Below are 15,346 nucleotides of genomic sequence, written 5' to 3'. Positions count from 1 at the left end.
TGAAAGGACATGCACTCAACCCCATGTTCATCGAAGTACATCGCCTGGCTGAATTTAATCCACGTGGTACCGACGTAAGCGTAATTTTGGACCTGATGATCCATGATATCGACATAGTGCTCAGTATCGTAAAGTCTACCGTGAACCGTATCTCTGCCAGTGGCGTCGCTGTGATGAGCGATACACCTGATATAGCCAACGTTCGCATTGAATTCCATAACGGCTTTCTTCCTACTCGATTTTACAAGTCTAAGGACAGTCTGCAATTGTACTACATTTGAGTTGGTCGTACAATTTATTATAACGCCGCGCCTGATCACAGGATGCGGCTATTTTTTTGTTATCCTTCGGGCTTCTTTATCTTTCGAAAGTTTTGGAGATGAGCAGAGCTCATCTCCAAAACTTTCGCCTGGCGGTGATTGAGGTGATTGCGAAGCAATCACCTCAATCACCGCCGATATTTTATTTATGAATTTCAGAAGTAAAATGAAACTCCACCGCCGGATTATTCGTCCGCTCCGTATTCAAATACCACTCACTCTGTGCCAGATAAACCAGGTGTCCATCCTTATCCTCCACCACATTCGCCTGTTTAAACCTTATAAACTCCTCTACCTTCGCCTTATCCCCGGTAATCCAGCACGCCTTATAAAACGGCAAAGTATTAAACATACAAGACGCTCCATACTCCTGCAACAAACGATACTGTATCACCTCAAACTGCAGATCACCCACACAACCAATAATCTTACGATTACCACCATGCTGTGTAAACAACTGCGCCACACCCTCATCCGTCAACTGTCTCAACCCTTTCTCCAACTGCTTTGTCTTCATCGGATCCTTATTCACCACCTCCTTAAACAATTCAGGAGAGAAGCTTGGAATACCTGTAAAATAGAAGTTCTCACCTTCCGTCAGTGTATCTCCAATCTTAAAGTTCCCCGTATCAAACAAACCCACCACATCACCCGGATACGCATCATCCACCACATTCTTTTCCCGTGCCAGGAAGGTATAAGGGTTACTGAATCGTACATCCTTATCCAACCTTACATGGTGGAAGAATTTATTCCGCTCAAACTTACCGGAACACACACGTAAAAATGCGATACGATCACGGTGTCTCGGATCGAGGTTTGCGTGAATTTTAAAGATAAAACCACTGAATTTATCATCTGCCACTGGAACAGGACGGGTGCTGGATTCACGATCTCTTGGCGTAGGCGCGATCTCTATGAAGGTATCGAGCAGGTCCTTCACCCCGAAGTTATTCACGGCGCTACCAAAGAAAACAGGCGCCATTTTACCTTCCAGGTATTCCGTATTCTCAAAGGTATCATATACACCCTCAATCAGTTCCACGTCGTTACGTAGCTGGGCTGCATCCGTTGCATTGAAAGTCTGATCGATGAAATCACTTGTCAGGTCAGACAGTGGAACGATATCATCATCTGTTGCTTTCTTGTTAGGCGCGAAGGATACAAAGCTCTTATTATACAGGTTATACACCCCTTTAAAGTCTGTACCGCCGTTAATTGGCCAGCTCAGAGGGCGAACCTTGATACGCAGTTTTTCTTCCAGCTCATCCAGCAGGTCGAATGGATTTTTACCGTCACGGTCCATCTTATTGACAAAGATGATCACCGGGGTATCGCGCATACGGCATACCTCCATGAGGCGTTCCGTCTGCTCTTCCACCCCCTTTACACAGTCGATGACCAGCACAACGCTGTCCACTGCGGTCAGGGTACGGTAGGTATCTTCCGCGAAGTCCTTGTGACCCGGGGTATCGAGCAGATTTATCAGCATATCCCGGTATTCGAAAGTCATCACGGAGGTGGCCACAGAGATACCACGCTGCCGTTCGATTTCCATAAAGTCGGAGGTCGTATGTTTCTTGATCTTGTTAGACTTTACGGCGCCCGCAGTCTGGATGGCGCCACCAAAGAGCAGGAATTTTTCCGTCAAGGTGGTTTTACCGGCATCCGGGTGGGCTATAATAGCAAATGTCTTTCGTTTATTGATTTCGCTTGCGTACTTCATATGCGTTTGTACCAAAAATGTGTGCAAAGGTACGAATGAATTGTGAAATGGATGTAATCTCACAATTTATCATTACTTTACATTTAATCTATGATTGCCACAACGCTATGATTGCCACGATTAAAATATTATGGAGTAGCCTGAAAATGGCCGTCCAGGAGCTCAGAATGAACAAGCTCCGTACGTTTTTATCTCTTTTAGGAATCACAATTGGTATATTCTGTATCATCGCTGTTTTTACTGCTACAAATAGTTTGGAAAGTAATATCCGCAAAGGCCTGGAAGCCCTGGGGTCTGATGTGATCTTTATCCAGAAGTGGCCATGGGATGGAGGTCCGGACATGCCGTGGTGGAAATTTGTGAACCGTCCGCAGCCGGAGTACAAAGAGTTGCGATACATGACGGAAAAGACCCATACAGTGCAGTTTGCGGCATTTGCGTTTTCATCTGGCAATAAGCGGATCGATTATAAAAGCGAATCTATGGAGGGGGTAGAGTTCCTGCCCGTGACGGAAGATTATATTAAAATTCAGTCCCTGAAGATCATTGGAGGCCGGTATTTTGCTGGCAAGGAGAATGACGGGGCGAATGTGGCCATCCTGGGAGGAAATATCTGGGATGGATTGTTTGGGAGTCCGGAGGCGGCCCTGGGCAAGGTGATACGGGTAGCGGGCAGACCGGTGAGGGTGATTGGCGTACTAAAGAAAAAGGGCTCGGGTATGGATGCCATCAATTATGATAATACGGTGATGGTGCCGTATGCCTTTGGCAAAACGGTGGTAGATGAGCGGTTGTATGGGGATCCGTTTATAACGGTAAAAGCAAAGCCGGGGATATCCGTAAAAGAGATGAAGGATGATCTGACCGGGGTAATGCGGGCTATTCGGCGGTTGCGGCCTACGGAGGAAGATAATTTTTCATTGAATGAGATTACATCAGCGTCCGGGAACCTGGAAAGTATCTTTGTCAAGATCAATATAGGAGGGATCATAATAGCGATGTTTGCGCTGATAGTAGGTGGGTTTGGAATTGCGAATATTATGTTTGTAACGGTGAAAGAGCGAACGAACATCATTGGGTTGAAGAAGGCCATTGGGGCCAGGAAGAAGGTGATTTTGATGGAATTTTTGCTGGAAGCGATTATGTTGTGCCTGGTGGGAGGAGGATTGGGGTTGTTGCTGGTATATATGATTACGTTGGTGTTGAATATGTTTGATGTATTTCCGGTGGCGCTGACGATGAAGAATATTATAATAGGATTGAGTGTGAGTACGGTGGTGGGGGTGATAGCCGGGTTTATTCCGGCGTGGTCGGCTTCGAAGCTGGATCCGGTGGTGGCGATCAGGAGTACGTGATGGGATTTGTGTTTTATTCAGATAGGAAATTCGATTTGGATAGAAAATCTCACTCAGATAGAAATCTCACTCAGATAGAAAATTTCATTCAAATAGAAGAATTCACTCAGATAGAAATCTCACTCAGATAGAAATCTCACTCTGATAGAAGAATTCACTCTGATAGAAGGATTTATTCAGATAGAAGGATGTCCCCTTCAAAAATCCGCTTCGCCTTTAGGCAGAAGCGGATTTTCTTTTTAGTTTTGCATCCATGTCAGTAAAAATACTCGCGATAGAGTCGTCTTGTGATGAAACCAGTGCTTCCGTACTGGTGGATGGAAAGATTCTTTCCAATTATATAGCTAACCAGACTATTCATGAGCAATATGGCGGTGTGGTGCCGGAACTGGCTTCCCGTGCTCACCAGGAAAATATCGTTCCGGTGGTAGACTATGCCCTTAAACAGGCAGGTATACGTAAGGAGGAACTGGACGCCATTGCCTTTACACAGGCCCCTGGGCTGATCGGCGCACTGCTGGTAGGTAGTTGTTTTGCCAAGTCACTGGCGCTGGCGCTGAATAAACCGCTCATTGCTGTTCACCATATGCAGGCCCACGTGCTGGCCAATTTCATCGAAGATCCCATTCCTTCATTTCCGTTTTTGTGTCTCACGGTATCTGGTGGGCACACACAGATCGTGCGGGTAGATAGTCCGCTGCAAATGAAAGTAATAGGTGAAACAATGGATGATGCGGCAGGAGAGGCATTTGATAAGAGTGCGAAATTACTGGGTTTGCCTTATCCGGGTGGTCCTTTGATTGATAAATATGCGAAACTGGGGGATCCGACCCGGTTTAAATTCCCTGAGCCACAGATACCTGAGCTGAACTTCAGTTTTAGCGGGCTGAAGACGGCTATTCTTTATTTCCTGCAGGAAAAAACCAGGCTGGATCCTGATTTTGTGCAGCATAATATGGCGGATATTTGTGCTTCTATTCAGCACAGGATTGTTAGTATTCTCATGAATAAACTGGTGAAGGCTTCGAAGGAAACTGGTATAAAAGAGATCGGCATTGCTGGTGGTGTAAGTGCGAACTCTGGTTTGAGAATGGCGTTGCAAACCTATGGCGAGAAGTTTGGCTGGAACACTTACATTCCTAAGTTTGAATATTGTACGGATAATGCAGCCATGATCGCTATCACAGCATATTATAAATACCAGGCAAAGGAGTTTGTAGGACTGGATGCGGTACCTGGTGCAAGAGCAGCATTTTAAATATGGCGAATCAATTTTTTCGTTTCAAACAATTTACGGTGAATCAGGAAGATTGTGCTATGAAAGTGTGCACAGATGCCTGTTTGCAGGGGGCGTATACGGGTTGGTATGTGGCGGAAGAGGGATTGTTAGGTGGGGGTGGTTCACAAGAAAAAGAGGCGGCGAGAGCTGCTGTTACTTCAGCGAAAGTATCTGTGAGTGCTGATATTGCTTCAGAGAAAGTTTTACCGGCGCCTCGTATTTTAGATATAGGAGCTGGTACAGGACTATTGAGCCTGATGCTGGCGCAAAGATTCAGCGAAGCCTCTATTACTGCCGTAGAACTGGATGTTGTAGCTGCAGGTCAGGCAAAGCGGAATTTTGCTGATGCGCCCTGGGCTTCAAGATTAAATATCTTAACTGGTGATGCCCGTACATTATCATTGGAGGTAAAGCACGACCTCATCATCACCAATCCTCCTTTTTATGAATCAGATTTAAAAAGTCCGGATCAATTAAGGAATCAGGCCATGCACACCACCACCCTGAATTATTCAGCATTACTGGATGTGATTGATAAAAACCTGTCTTTATCAGGCGTTTTCTCCGTTTTGTTACCCTATAAGCCTTATGCCACTTTTGAAGTATTAGCCACACAAAAAGGATTTTATCCCCGCAAAGTACTACACGTAAAGCAAAGTGTAAATCATGACAAATTCCGCACCATTGCTATTTTCGGCCGGGAAGAAACACCCCGCGATGAAGAAGTAATGGCCATTAAGGAAGCAGGCAATGATTACACAGCGGCATTCAAGGCATTGTTACAGCCTTATTATTTGTATTTATAAATTTAGTTAGAACATCACAGCATGGAAGGTTTAAATCAGATCTTTTGGGGGAATACTTTGTATGCCTATGTCATCGCGTTGGGAGTTATCGTAATTGGATTGATCGCTCTGCGCATTATCAAAAGTATCGTATTACACAGGTTAAGAAAATGGGCGGAAAGAACCGTCAATACAGTAGATGATTTCATCATCGGCGTCATAGACCGTGCAATAATGCCGGCACTCTACATCACGGTGATTTATGGTGGTATTCATTACCTCGTACTGCCGGTAAAGTTGGCGAATGGAATGCATGGTGTGATGGTATTGATCAATACCTTTTTCGTGTTGCGGGTATTGACGATGCTCATCGAATATGCTTTGATCTCTTATTTACAAAAGCGATCCTATGCAGATGCAAGAAGGAGTGAAGTGAAGGGGATATTGATGATCATCAACCTTGTATTATGGTGTATTGCGATCGTGTTTCTGCTGGATAATTTCGGGTACAATGTCACAACGATCATCACGAGTTTGGGTATTGGTGGTGTGGCCATTGCACTGGCTTCACAGAATATATTGAGTGATCTGTTTTGTTATTTCGTGATCTTCTTTGACAGACCTTTTGAGATAGGTGATGCGATACTGGTAGGAGACAAGAGTGGTACAGTGATGGAGATTGGTGTAAAGACAACCCGTATCCGTAGCACCAGTGGAGAGGAAATGATCTTCTCTAATAAGCAATTGACAGACTCACGCATTCACAACTTCAAAAGAATGGAGAAGCGCAGGATTGCATTTGTGCTGGATGTGGTGTATGAAACTCCTGCCGATGTGATAGAAGAGATACCTGCTATTTTAAAAACCATCATCACTGCACAGGAAGGCATTGCATTTGACAGGGCGCATTTTGCGACTTATGGGCCGTATAGTTTGAAATTTGAGGTGGTGTACAATGTACTGACAAGTGATTATAATAAGTATATGGATATACAGCAGGTGATCAACCTTGCTATTTTCAGAGAGTTTGCGAAGCGGGGTATTCAGTTTGCATATCCGACACAGACGGTATTCAATGCGAATAATAATTAATCTTTGGATGGGGATTTCCAGCGGTTATTCGTACCTTCCGCGAATATGATTAATAATGAACATGATGACATAGTCACATTTGAGAAATGTATTGCTTTCGTGAATGCTATCGGCATTCAGACAATATTCAGGAGTTTAGGTGATGATAGCTTTTTACCGGGTTTCCTGATTGAGAACGGTACTATCATCATTGACAGGGACACGTTGAAATACCCGGGAGATATACTTCATGAAGCGGGCCATGTTGCCGTCGTATCAACGAAAGATCGCGCCCGTTTAACAGAAAATGCGATTATTAAGCGGAAGGACAGGGAGGCAGAAGAGATCATGGCAATTGCCTGGTCATACGCGGCCTGCCTGCATCTGGATATAGATCCTGATTATGTTTTTCATGAAGAAGGTTACAGGGGTGGCAGTAGTGATATTATGGAAAGCTGTCGTATGAATGATTATATAGGAATATTAATGTTACAGAGTGTGGGCATGATGACGAAGGCAGGTGACAAAGAAGATTTTCCTCCGATGAAAAAATGGCTGCGTGCCTAAATGATATACTTAAAAAAGGCGTCTCAATCATCATTGAGACGCCTTTTTCTTTATTATGATACATAATCCTCTAAATAGCCAAACCGCTCCGTAAGCGCCCCATTGGTAGCAATAGTTGCATTGTGAATGATTGTACTCTCCGACTTTAATAAATCATCGAATACATACTTCATCAACTGATCGCCGAAATACTGCGAGGCATCTCTTGGCAACTCATTTGGCAGATTACTCACACACATCATATCGACAGTATCCTGCAGGTACGGGGCTGTTTGTTGCCTTGTGTGCCGGTTCACGCCATATACCGGTTCCTCAATGGTGCAGTCACCCAGGTTACAGGGTACGGATCCATTAGTATCATCCGTGATATCAGCAATCACTTTGATCCTGAAGTTGCTTTTCGCCAGATCATCCCAGGTGAACAGTGGAGGGATGCGTTCATCCCAATAGATCCCATTCATGAGAATATCCGATGCCGTTACAAAAGGCATAAACCGGCAATCATATTGATCAGGGTGCAGGTGGAAATCTTCCCTGCCGTAGGTCTTATCGGACTTTCTCAGGTACAGCTCTCCGGCTTTTAACTGGGTATATACCGGATAAGTGTAGGAGTTGATCAGGAACTCTTCTGGTGGCAGGTATTTAATACCCAGTAAGCCCATTACTTCCAGGGTACCCGCAGCCACCCGGCCTGAACCAGTGATCACAATCTTGAGTGGTGGTAGTTTGGCGCCGAAATAATGATTGATCAGTTCTTTAAAATCATGGCAGGCGTACACTGGTGTGAGTGAGAACGTGCCTGTTTTCCGGCCATAAGCCAGCAAACCATTGTGGGCGCCTACTACGCCTGCAAAGAAACCAAACCCCAATATCCGTTGTCCATCGGGATGGACGAGGCATTCATAATCGATGAGGTTGATTTTCTTTTCCAGGATGGTTTTTAGCATCTGCTGGTTCTGTGGTTGTTTTTTCCGTGTATGAGAAAAGAATAAATATGTCTTGCCTGGCATTAATTTCTCAGCAGGCACTTCTTTAATACCTAGCAGGATCTGGCAGTGAGACAGGTCTTCTGACAGTGTGATGCCGGCTCTCTCATATTCTTCATCCTTGTAGCAGCGCCATGGGGAGGGCTGTACGACGATGGTGACCTGGGAGTAGTGTTGTGCAATCCATTGACATTGTTGTGGAGTAAAGGCGACGCGATTATCGTGGGGCTGTTTTTCTTCCCGAATCAGTGCGATATATAACATACTGGTGATTTGGTGTGGAGCCAAATATATTGAAAAAATAAACAGGCCGGAGAAAAACGCCGGTCTGATAATTTAGTTTGCTTTTCTCACTTTCGCACTACCACTTATTCTTTTAGTCACCGATGGATTGCCTGAATAATTAATTTTGGAACTACCAGATGCAGATGCAACCAGGGTGGTATTACAATTAACTGTCGCATGGGTACTTCCGCCGGTTCTGATATTAACTACGTCCGTAGCCAGCTCCCCGGCATCCAGATGCCCACTGCCACCAAGGTTCGCATCCAAAGTAGTGCACCTGCCTTTTAGTGTAACACCTGATGAACCTCCTTTTGACACTCTGATCTCCTGACAGTTTACATTAATATTTACATGTCCGGACCCCCCGGTTTCAATAGCAAGCTGTGTTGTTTCCAATGAACCACTTATATTGGCGCTACCGGTTTTTACCAGTCTGGTAATATGTCTGCAGGGAACATATACATTTATACCCTGACCAAAGCGCATTTCCCACCATTTAAAAGAGTTATTAAAACCTACGGTCAGTGCATTATCTTTTACTTCACAAAGGATATGATCCATCAGTTCCTCCGGGGCCTCTATCCTGATCTTTCCATCGAGGGTTGAATCAAGATACACATTAGTAGACGCCCTTGCATGAATCTCAGTGTAATTACCAATGTCAATTGTTTTAGTGATGATATTTCTACTGCCATTGATTCGTCTGGCACAGCTGCAAAGAATTAGTGCCAGTAGTAAATAAATAATTTGTTTCATAACTTATTCGAATAAACAGGTAACAAAATATCTTTTTTTATAAAAAGTAAGATATAAAAAAATCATTCCAGTTTAGCATTCCCTGTTCTTGGTATTTTACTCCAGCCGTTGTTGTTCTTATCACGGCAATAAGCAACTTCCTTTTCTGTAAATGCTCTTTTCAGAAATCGTTCACCATGCCGGTCTATCAGCGTCTTTACCGTTGCTATTTCAATGATGTCTATACCTGAGCTGATTTTCATATTTTAAATTCTATTGCGTTCTTCAGAAGAACCTGTATTCCTGTTTCTCGCTGCTTTGATCTGATTGCTGCCGAAACGATAGGCGAATGATAACTTGAGCATTCTGGTTTCAGGCATGATTTTACTGCTTAGGTTCACGCCATTAAAATTGCTGCTACTGGTGGAGCCTAAGGTGTAGAAGATATCTGAACAAGCTACTTTTACAGTAGCTTTTTTACCCCATAGTTGTTGTGACACACCTGCATCTATAGTCGCTTGTGCCCCGTTTGTGAATGAACCATATACTTCTGCTGTTCTGCCCCATACAGATACTTCGAGTGCAGTAACAGGTGTAAGCTTAAAGGTGTTTGTTGCACTATACATAAAAGTCAGCGTGTTATTGTTCAGTGCAGACTGATCGATTGTTCCCTTATAAACGGCACGGTATAGATTCGTATTCAGGTAACAGTTCCACCATTTGAAAAACTCCAGATTGGAAGAAATTGCGAGACTCATGTTATCGCTGGATGCGATATTCTGAATGGCATACACGAGTTTGTTGCCATCTGTCGTTTCCACAATTGGTGCAGATACATCTCTGGTATGCACATAGTCTGCAGAGACAATCAAGTATTGTCTGAATGCATAACTTAGTGAGAAGCTATTGGAATATTGTGGTTTTAAAAAGGCATTCCCTTTCTGATACGTCAGTTCATCCATTCTTTTTTCGAAAGGATTCAGGTCCTGATAGGTGGGTCTGCCTATGCGGCGGCTATAAGCCGCATTAAAGGAGTGAGCATCGTTCATGGCATAGGAAACGGATGCAGAAGGGAAGAAATTCAGATAACTTCTTTTCACATCTTCATCAGTTACATTTGTTAAGGCTTTCAGTAGACCTCTTGAATTGGTTTGTTCACCACGGAGCCCTGCTTGAATACTCCATTTACTTAATTTGATATTGTAGTTCACATAAAAGGCATAGACTTGCTCTTTATATACAAAGTTGTTTGTTTTGCTGCTGTCCGTTACATTCTTCCCTTCTTCTATATTATAGAACAGGAAATCATTATCTGTATTGACAGCGCTGACCTTTCCACCTATACCCAGTTTCCCTTTGAACAATGGTTGGGAATAATCTGTCTTGCCTACATAAATATGAATGTTTGCGGGCGTATTAATACGATAGTTTACTGAGCTGAGTACGGTGGTTTCTGTAGGATCGTAATAAATATTAGGTTGATAGCTTTTGTCATTTCTGTCGAAATTCACGTAGTCCAGATCCACATTCAGTTCTTTGCCAGTCGAATCATGATAGCTATAGTTTACATTGTAATTGAAATTATTACGGTTTTGTGGTCCCTGGCTGGTCGCTTTCATGATAGAATCAATGGAGGCAGCGTTGCTATATATGAAGGTACGGCTAACAGAGTTTGTTCCATTGCGGCTGGTATTGCCATTGATCAGAAAGCCGATGGTAGACCGGTTGCTGATATGATAATCTAAGCCTGCTTTAAAAGCCTGTTGTTGCCTGTCAAAATAAAAGGTTCCGACCTGGTCATAGTGTGTGCCGCTATAATCTCTGTCAAATGTTTGCGTGATCTCTGTTGAACCTTTATAACTGTTGTAATTACCATATAGATTCAGTTTATCAGTTCTGTAATTCAGGTCTGCGGAACCACTGTACTTTGGTGTAATGCCGTAATTGCCATTCACGATAACTGAGCCATTCAATCCCCTGGTTCTGTCTTTTTTTAATCTGATATTGATAATACCTGCAGTGCCGGCAGCATCAAAACGGGCAGATGGATTGCTGACGATTTCTATGGCTTCAATATTACTGGAGGGCATACTTTTCAACATATCGGCCAGGTCACTCCCGGTCAAATAAGATTGTTTGCCATTGATCATTACAAGCACGCCGGTATTTCCTTTCAGAGAGATCTGGTCATCCGTAGAAACTGCTACACCAGGAGCCTTTCGCAGGGTTTCTAAAGCATTGTTGCCAGCAGACGTGATGCTATTGGATACATTGAAGATGAGCTTTTCACCACTTAATTCAATCAGCTTTTTTTCGGCAGTGATATTTACTTCTTTCAGGTTTTTGGTAACCGTCGATAAAACAGCAGTTTCCAGCGTGGTGTTTGGGCCTTCTGTGGTAATTGGAATGAACTTCGTCTGATAACCTACCTGTGATATTTTTATCAGATAGGCTCCTTTGGGTATATTCTCGAACTGGTAGCCACCTGTCTGATCTGTGATAGCCCCTTTAACTAAAGCAGAATCCTGTTGCTTTAATAAAACGACTGTCGCAAAATTCATAGGTTCGTTCTTGTCATCCTTTACGTGGCCGGATATTTTCCCTCCTGTTCCCTGTTGAGCAAGTGTCGGGTAAACAATTGTACATAACAGGCAGATTAACAATAGGGTTGTGTCTAATCTAAACATACTGACAATATAGTTGTAATGAGTGTGTGTTTGCGGTAAGTTAGCAAATTATGTAAGAAGAGCTAATGACTAATCTACGAAATGGTTTCCCCTTCAATGATCATCGGGTGTCTGAAATGATATTTCAGTTTTGAATTGTGGATTTTGACCTGCGAATTTTTATTTTTGTGGAATGAAATGTATATATACAGCCGGATTGGTGGTGGTACAAAACAGGAAGTTATTATTGGCTTTTAGTAAGAATAAGCAGGCGTGGTATTTGCCGGGCGGGAAGATTGATGCAGGGGAGACGGCAGTGGAGGCTATGCAGCGGGAGGTGCAGGAGGAGTTGAATATATTGATTCCTGTGGAGGAGTTGAAGTGGTATTATCATATAACGGCGCCGGCATTTGGGGAGGAGGATATGGTGATGGAGCAGGATTGTTTTTTACATGAGTTAAAGCAGGAGGTGGTGCCTTCGGCGGAGATTGGGGAGGTGAGGTTTTTTGACCTGGAGAGTTATGAGAGGGAGGAGAAGCAGGTGCCGGGCGTGTTGATCGCGTTTGGGAAGTTGAAGGAGGATGGGTTGGTATAAGGATATTTATAATAAAATAAAATTTGGCTGCACCGTTACAGTTTTGGGCAAAGGTGTTAGATGCAATAGATAGGCATAGTACAGTGAGAAACTACATACTACAATAATTTAATTGGAATGTGGCAGATCTAAGTCTGTTATTGGCCTGGGCCAACCTAAGGCCTCATAATATGCATTTCTTTCACATTCATCTTTACGATTGCCATAGTCTTCGTTGTTATAAGACAGGGTGGGTTTTTCCTTGATTTCTTTATAATCTTTTTGGTTTTTTGGGTTGAGGTAAAAGTAGGATTCCTCGAAAAGGTCAAATTTGGTTTTTAGTAGTTAAATGCCGGAGAGGTAATCTCCGGCATTCAAATATTTTAATTGTAGTAACAGATATATGCTACATCTGTGTCGCAATTTACTTCAAATGAAGAGTTTGCAGCCACCTCAAAACGCTCGTTCTGCTTGTATTTCACCCACTCACCACCTTTCACTTTTGCACTCATTTCGCCTAACACAATGACCATTGTTTCAGGCGATCCGGTGTTAAATACATACGTTCCCTTTTTCATCACGCCGACAGTTGCTTTCCCTTTTTCTACATCGATGCCGAGGCTTTGCACTTTTCCTTCAAAATATACATTGTGCGAAACTGTACTCATAGTGTTGTTGTTTAGTTTTGAGGGGCTAAATTAATATTTAATAATTATTTCTGAAATCCTAAAAGGGAGAGGAGCGTGGTAAAAGAACCTCCGCAAATCATCCGCCAGTAACTCAGGTTGTTCCCATGCTGTAAAGTGCGCTCCTGCCGGCATTAGTCGGCGATGTTATCAGCCCAACGTGTTTGAATTCGTTGTTGAAGATCGGTCAGGATTTGATGGGCAATATTGATGCTGAAAGGTATCATCTGGTTTATTGATAAAGGCAAAGGCCGGCGGTGGAAGGTCAGTAGGTGGGATGTTTATTTCCGGACAAATTGAGTACTAATACCAAAGTAGTGAAACATAATATTAGCTGTAGATCAAGGAAATCCCTATTTTGGGGAGTATCATAAATTTAACCATGACAAGAACACTTTTAGTTTTCGCGGCAATGTCCTTTTTTGCCTGCAAGCAACCTGCTACTACCCCAGCTCTAACATCAAGTACTGAAGACACAACCGAAATTAAAACCGGAGGGAACAAATTGATCGAAGTAGATGGTAAATACCATGTATGGACCAAAAAAGTGGGTGATGGTAAAATTAAAGTATTACTATTACACGGAGGCCCTGGTTTTAGCCATGATTACATGGAATGTTTCGAAGATTTTCTGCCTAAAGAAGGGATGGAGATCTACTACTATGACCAGTTAGGATGCGGCAATTCTGACCAGCCATCTGACACCACCCTTTGGACGGTATCCAATTATGTGGAGGAATTAGAACAGGTGCGGAAAGGCCTGCATCTGGATAGTTTTTATATAGTCGGTCATTCATGGGGCGGCATGCTGGCTATGGAGTACTTGCATAAGTATCAATCCCATGTTAAAGGTGCTGTATTATCCAATATGACAGCCGGGATGATTGATTATACCACCTATACCAAACAACTGAAGGAGCAATTCTTCACAGCAAGAGATCTTGCTGTTTATGATTCATTGGATAAATTAGAAAAATATGACTCGCCTGAGTACAATGACTTGTTGATGAATAAGCTATATACACAGGCGATTTGCAGGTTACCAGTGGAAAGTTGGCCGGAGCCTTTGCTCAGAGCGTTTAAGAAGGCGAATCATACGATTTATATACAGATGCAGGGAGTAGATGAATTTCATGTGACCGGGAATTTTAAGAACTGGGAATTCTGGGATAAACTGCCGGATATTAAGACACCTGTGATGGTGTTAGGAGGGATGCATGATGAAATGAGTCCGGAGGGTATGAAGCGGGAAGCGCAGTTATTGCCGAATAGCAGATTGTATTTGTGTCCGAATGGGTCTCATATGTCTATGTATGATGATCAGCAGCGGTATTTTACGAATCTGGTGGGTTTTTTGAAGGATGTGGATGGTGGAAAGTTTGTGGCGGATAAGAAGTAATTAGCAATTAATTTTTGAAAAGGTCGTCTCAGTTTTTATGAGGCGACCTTTTTTTTGTAAGGAGATAATTCAGGAATCTAACCTACTGGTTACACATGCAACAAATTCCGTTCTCGGCCTTGGCGCACGAACTGTTCTGCAGCAGCTTTCAATTGCGCTCCTGATTTGGGTTTCAGTTTTGGCGGGGTAATAGCGCTTTAGTTTTTTTACGAGATAATCCACCTCCCATTGTTCTTCACAGGAGAAGAACAATCGGTCCTCTTTTTTCTTCTTTTTGTTGTCATAATCTGACCAGTCTTCATTTAAAACGGGATGTGCCATAAAGGATGAATTTTATTTAATTAATAATTTATTAGCAAAGATCAATCATCTCCCTGAGGGAAAAAACCTGATACTATACGGGAAAAATCCCCTTTTATCCTAATGTAGGGGGCGATTTTTTATAAACCACCTGACCTGAATTTTTAAAGGCTGTTAACTTCACGTTAACCGGATTGGACTTTTTATTTTGTATCCTTGTACATCAACCAAAATAGTAGTTTAAATGAAGTATGATCAAGAATACGTTTATACTTTGCTATTGCGAAAGCAGTTGGGGGGGCTGAGTGATCCTGAAGAAGAATGGATTGAAAAGGTCTTTCAGGAAACTTGTAAGGGCAAGGGAGGTATTGCGGAGTTCTATGAAGGCCTTGGAAATAATAGCTGCATTAGTTGCTTTTTTTATTGTACTTCCCAAATTGCTTGCTTCAAATAATGGATTTGATTTGGTGAAATATGGGGGGCCATTGAGGCGATATTATCAGGAACGTTATTCAAAGCTTATTGGTATTATTTTACAAATAAGTTAAAGGAGCCATCAAAGCGGAAGGTGGGGAAAAAAGGACTGCAGCGGTAATAAGCGAAGCATGAAAA

General features: G+C 42.9%; 14 protein-coding genes and 1 pseudogene. 9 read left to right on the top strand and 6 right to left on the bottom strand.

What is annotated here, in order from left to right; translation table 11 throughout:
- Positions 1-281: pseudogene (locus BW716_RS26280) on the top strand (hypothetical protein); the annotation flags it as partial.
- A gap of 181 nt (positions 282-462) precedes the next feature.
- Here the strand turns inward: BW716_RS26280 and BW716_RS26275 are convergent.
- Positions 463-2,046: a peptide chain release factor 3 gene (locus BW716_RS26275; RefSeq protein WP_083727703.1), complete on the bottom strand. Its 1,584-nt coding sequence runs from the start codon at positions 2,044-2,046 to the stop codon at positions 463-465.
- Between the two features lie 47 nt (positions 2,047-2,093).
- On the opposite strand from BW716_RS26275, the gene BW716_RS26270 reads away from it, so the two are divergent.
- The 5 genes from BW716_RS26270 (at position 2,094) to BW716_RS26250 (ending at position 7,103) form a co-directional block, all read left to right on the top strand.
- On the top strand, positions 2,094-3,401 hold the full coding sequence (locus BW716_RS26270; protein ID WP_220388833.1) for an ABC transporter permease: 1,308 nt from the start codon (positions 2,094-2,096) through the stop codon (positions 3,399-3,401).
- Positions 3,402-3,654: 253 nt separating this feature from the next.
- Complete coding sequence (gene tsaD, locus BW716_RS26265) at positions 3,655-4,659, top strand: tRNA (adenosine(37)-N6)-threonylcarbamoyltransferase complex transferase subunit TsaD (protein ID WP_083727699.1); 1,005 nt, start codon at positions 3,655-3,657, stop codon at positions 4,657-4,659.
- Between the two features lie 2 nt (positions 4,660-4,661).
- Positions 4,662-5,486: a tRNA1(Val) (adenine(37)-N6)-methyltransferase gene (locus BW716_RS36945; protein WP_083727697.1), complete on the top strand. Its 825-nt coding sequence runs from the start codon at positions 4,662-4,664 to the stop codon at positions 5,484-5,486.
- A 21-nt stretch (positions 5,487-5,507) separates the two neighbouring features.
- The gene (locus BW716_RS26255; RefSeq protein ID WP_083727695.1) at positions 5,508-6,557 is read left to right on the top strand and encodes a mechanosensitive ion channel family protein; all 1,050 of its coding nucleotides are present in this window, start codon (positions 5,508-5,510) and stop codon (positions 6,555-6,557) included.
- Positions 6,558-6,602: 45 nt separating this feature from the next.
- Positions 6,603-7,103, top strand: coding sequence for a hypothetical protein (locus tag BW716_RS26250; protein ID WP_083727713.1), 501 nt, complete (start codon positions 6,603-6,605; stop codon positions 7,101-7,103).
- A gap of 53 nt (positions 7,104-7,156) precedes the next feature.
- Here BW716_RS26250 and BW716_RS26245 read toward each other — a convergent pair whose 3' ends face one another.
- The 4 genes from BW716_RS26245 to BW716_RS26230 all read right to left on the bottom strand — a co-directional run bounded on the left by BW716_RS26245 (position 7,157) and on the right by BW716_RS26230 (position 11,796).
- Complete coding sequence (locus BW716_RS26245) at positions 7,157-8,353, bottom strand: NAD(P)-dependent oxidoreductase (protein ID WP_083727693.1); 1,197 nt, start codon at positions 8,351-8,353, stop codon at positions 7,157-7,159.
- Positions 8,354-8,425: 72 nt separating this feature from the next.
- Positions 8,426-9,130, bottom strand: a complete 705-nt coding sequence (locus BW716_RS26240) for a head GIN domain-containing protein (RefSeq protein ID WP_083727691.1) — start codon at positions 9,128-9,130, stop codon at positions 8,426-8,428.
- A 62-nt stretch (positions 9,131-9,192) separates the two neighbouring features.
- A complete protein-coding gene (locus BW716_RS26235) occupies positions 9,193-9,372 on the bottom strand; it encodes a 4'-phosphopantetheinyl transferase superfamily protein (RefSeq protein ID WP_083727689.1) in 180 nt (59 codons plus the stop codon).
- Positions 9,373-9,375: 3 nt separating this feature from the next.
- Positions 9,376-11,796, bottom strand: a complete 2,421-nt coding sequence (locus BW716_RS26230; RefSeq protein ID WP_083727687.1) for an outer membrane beta-barrel family protein — start codon at positions 11,794-11,796, stop codon at positions 9,376-9,378.
- A gap of 172 nt (positions 11,797-11,968) precedes the next feature.
- Here BW716_RS26230 and BW716_RS26225 point away from each other — a divergent pair, with 172 nt between their 5' ends.
- Complete coding sequence (locus BW716_RS26225) at positions 11,969-12,370, top strand: NUDIX domain-containing protein (protein WP_083727685.1); 402 nt, start codon at positions 11,969-11,971, stop codon at positions 12,368-12,370.
- Between the two features lie 362 nt (positions 12,371-12,732).
- On the opposite strand, the gene BW716_RS26220 is transcribed toward BW716_RS26225, so the two are convergent.
- Positions 12,733-13,017, bottom strand: a complete 285-nt coding sequence (locus BW716_RS26220) for a pyrimidine/purine nucleoside phosphorylase (protein WP_083727683.1) — start codon at positions 13,015-13,017, stop codon at positions 12,733-12,735.
- 400 nt (positions 13,018-13,417) lie between these two features.
- Here BW716_RS26220 and BW716_RS26215 point away from each other — a divergent pair, with 400 nt between their 5' ends.
- The gene (locus tag BW716_RS26215) at positions 13,418-14,434 is read left to right on the top strand and encodes a proline iminopeptidase-family hydrolase (RefSeq protein ID WP_220388832.1); all 1,017 of its coding nucleotides are present in this window, start codon (positions 13,418-13,420) and stop codon (positions 14,432-14,434) included.
- A gap of 544 nt (positions 14,435-14,978) precedes the next feature.
- Positions 14,979-15,188, top strand: a complete 210-nt coding sequence (locus BW716_RS26205; protein ID WP_083727677.1) for a hypothetical protein — start codon at positions 14,979-14,981, stop codon at positions 15,186-15,188.
- The last annotated feature ends 158 nt before the right edge of the window (positions 15,189-15,346 follow it).

Source organism: [Flexibacter] sp. ATCC 35208 (assembly GCF_001975825.1).
GTDB lineage: Bacteria > Bacteroidota > Bacteroidia > Chitinophagales > Chitinophagaceae > Chitinophaga.
Note: the sequence above shows the minus strand (reverse complement) of the source record. Positions and strands in the feature narration are given on the sequence as shown.

Coding starts and splice junctions, on each gene's coding strand:
- BW716_RS26220 (WP_083727683.1), bottom strand. CDS start 13,017: ATGAGTACAGTTTCGCACAATGTATATTTTGAAGGAAAAGTGCAAAGC.
- tsaD (WP_083727699.1), top strand. CDS start 3,655: ATGTCAGTAAAAATACTCGCGATAGAGTCGTCTTGTGATGAAACCAGT.
- BW716_RS26255 (WP_083727695.1), top strand. CDS start 5,508: ATGGAAGGTTTAAATCAGATCTTTTGGGGGAATACTTTGTATGCCTAT.
- BW716_RS26270 (WP_220388833.1), top strand. CDS start 2,094: ATGGATGTAATCTCACAATTTATCATTACTTTACATTTAATCTATGAT.
- BW716_RS26205 (WP_083727677.1), top strand. CDS start 14,979: ATGAAGTATGATCAAGAATACGTTTATACTTTGCTATTGCGAAAGCAG.
- BW716_RS26215 (WP_220388832.1), top strand. CDS start 13,418: ATGACAAGAACACTTTTAGTTTTCGCGGCAATGTCCTTTTTTGCCTGC.
- BW716_RS26245 (WP_083727693.1), bottom strand. CDS start 8,353: ATGTTATATATCGCACTGATTCGGGAAGAAAAACAGCCCCACGATAAT.
- BW716_RS26225 (WP_083727685.1), top strand. CDS start 11,969: ATGAAATGTATATATACAGCCGGATTGGTGGTGGTACAAAACAGGAAG.
- BW716_RS26235 (WP_083727689.1), bottom strand. CDS start 9,372: ATGAAAATCAGCTCAGGTATAGACATCATTGAAATAGCAACGGTAAAG.
- BW716_RS36945 (WP_083727697.1), top strand. CDS start 4,662: ATGGCGAATCAATTTTTTCGTTTCAAACAATTTACGGTGAATCAGGAA.
- BW716_RS26275 (WP_083727703.1), bottom strand. CDS start 2,046: ATGAAGTACGCAAGCGAAATCAATAAACGAAAGACATTTGCTATTATA.
- BW716_RS26230 (WP_083727687.1), bottom strand. CDS start 11,796: ATGTTTAGATTAGACACAACCCTATTGTTAATCTGCCTGTTATGTACA.
- BW716_RS26250 (WP_083727713.1), top strand. CDS start 6,603: ATGATTAATAATGAACATGATGACATAGTCACATTTGAGAAATGTATT.
- BW716_RS26240 (WP_083727691.1), bottom strand. CDS start 9,130: ATGAAACAAATTATTTATTTACTACTGGCACTAATTCTTTGCAGCTGT.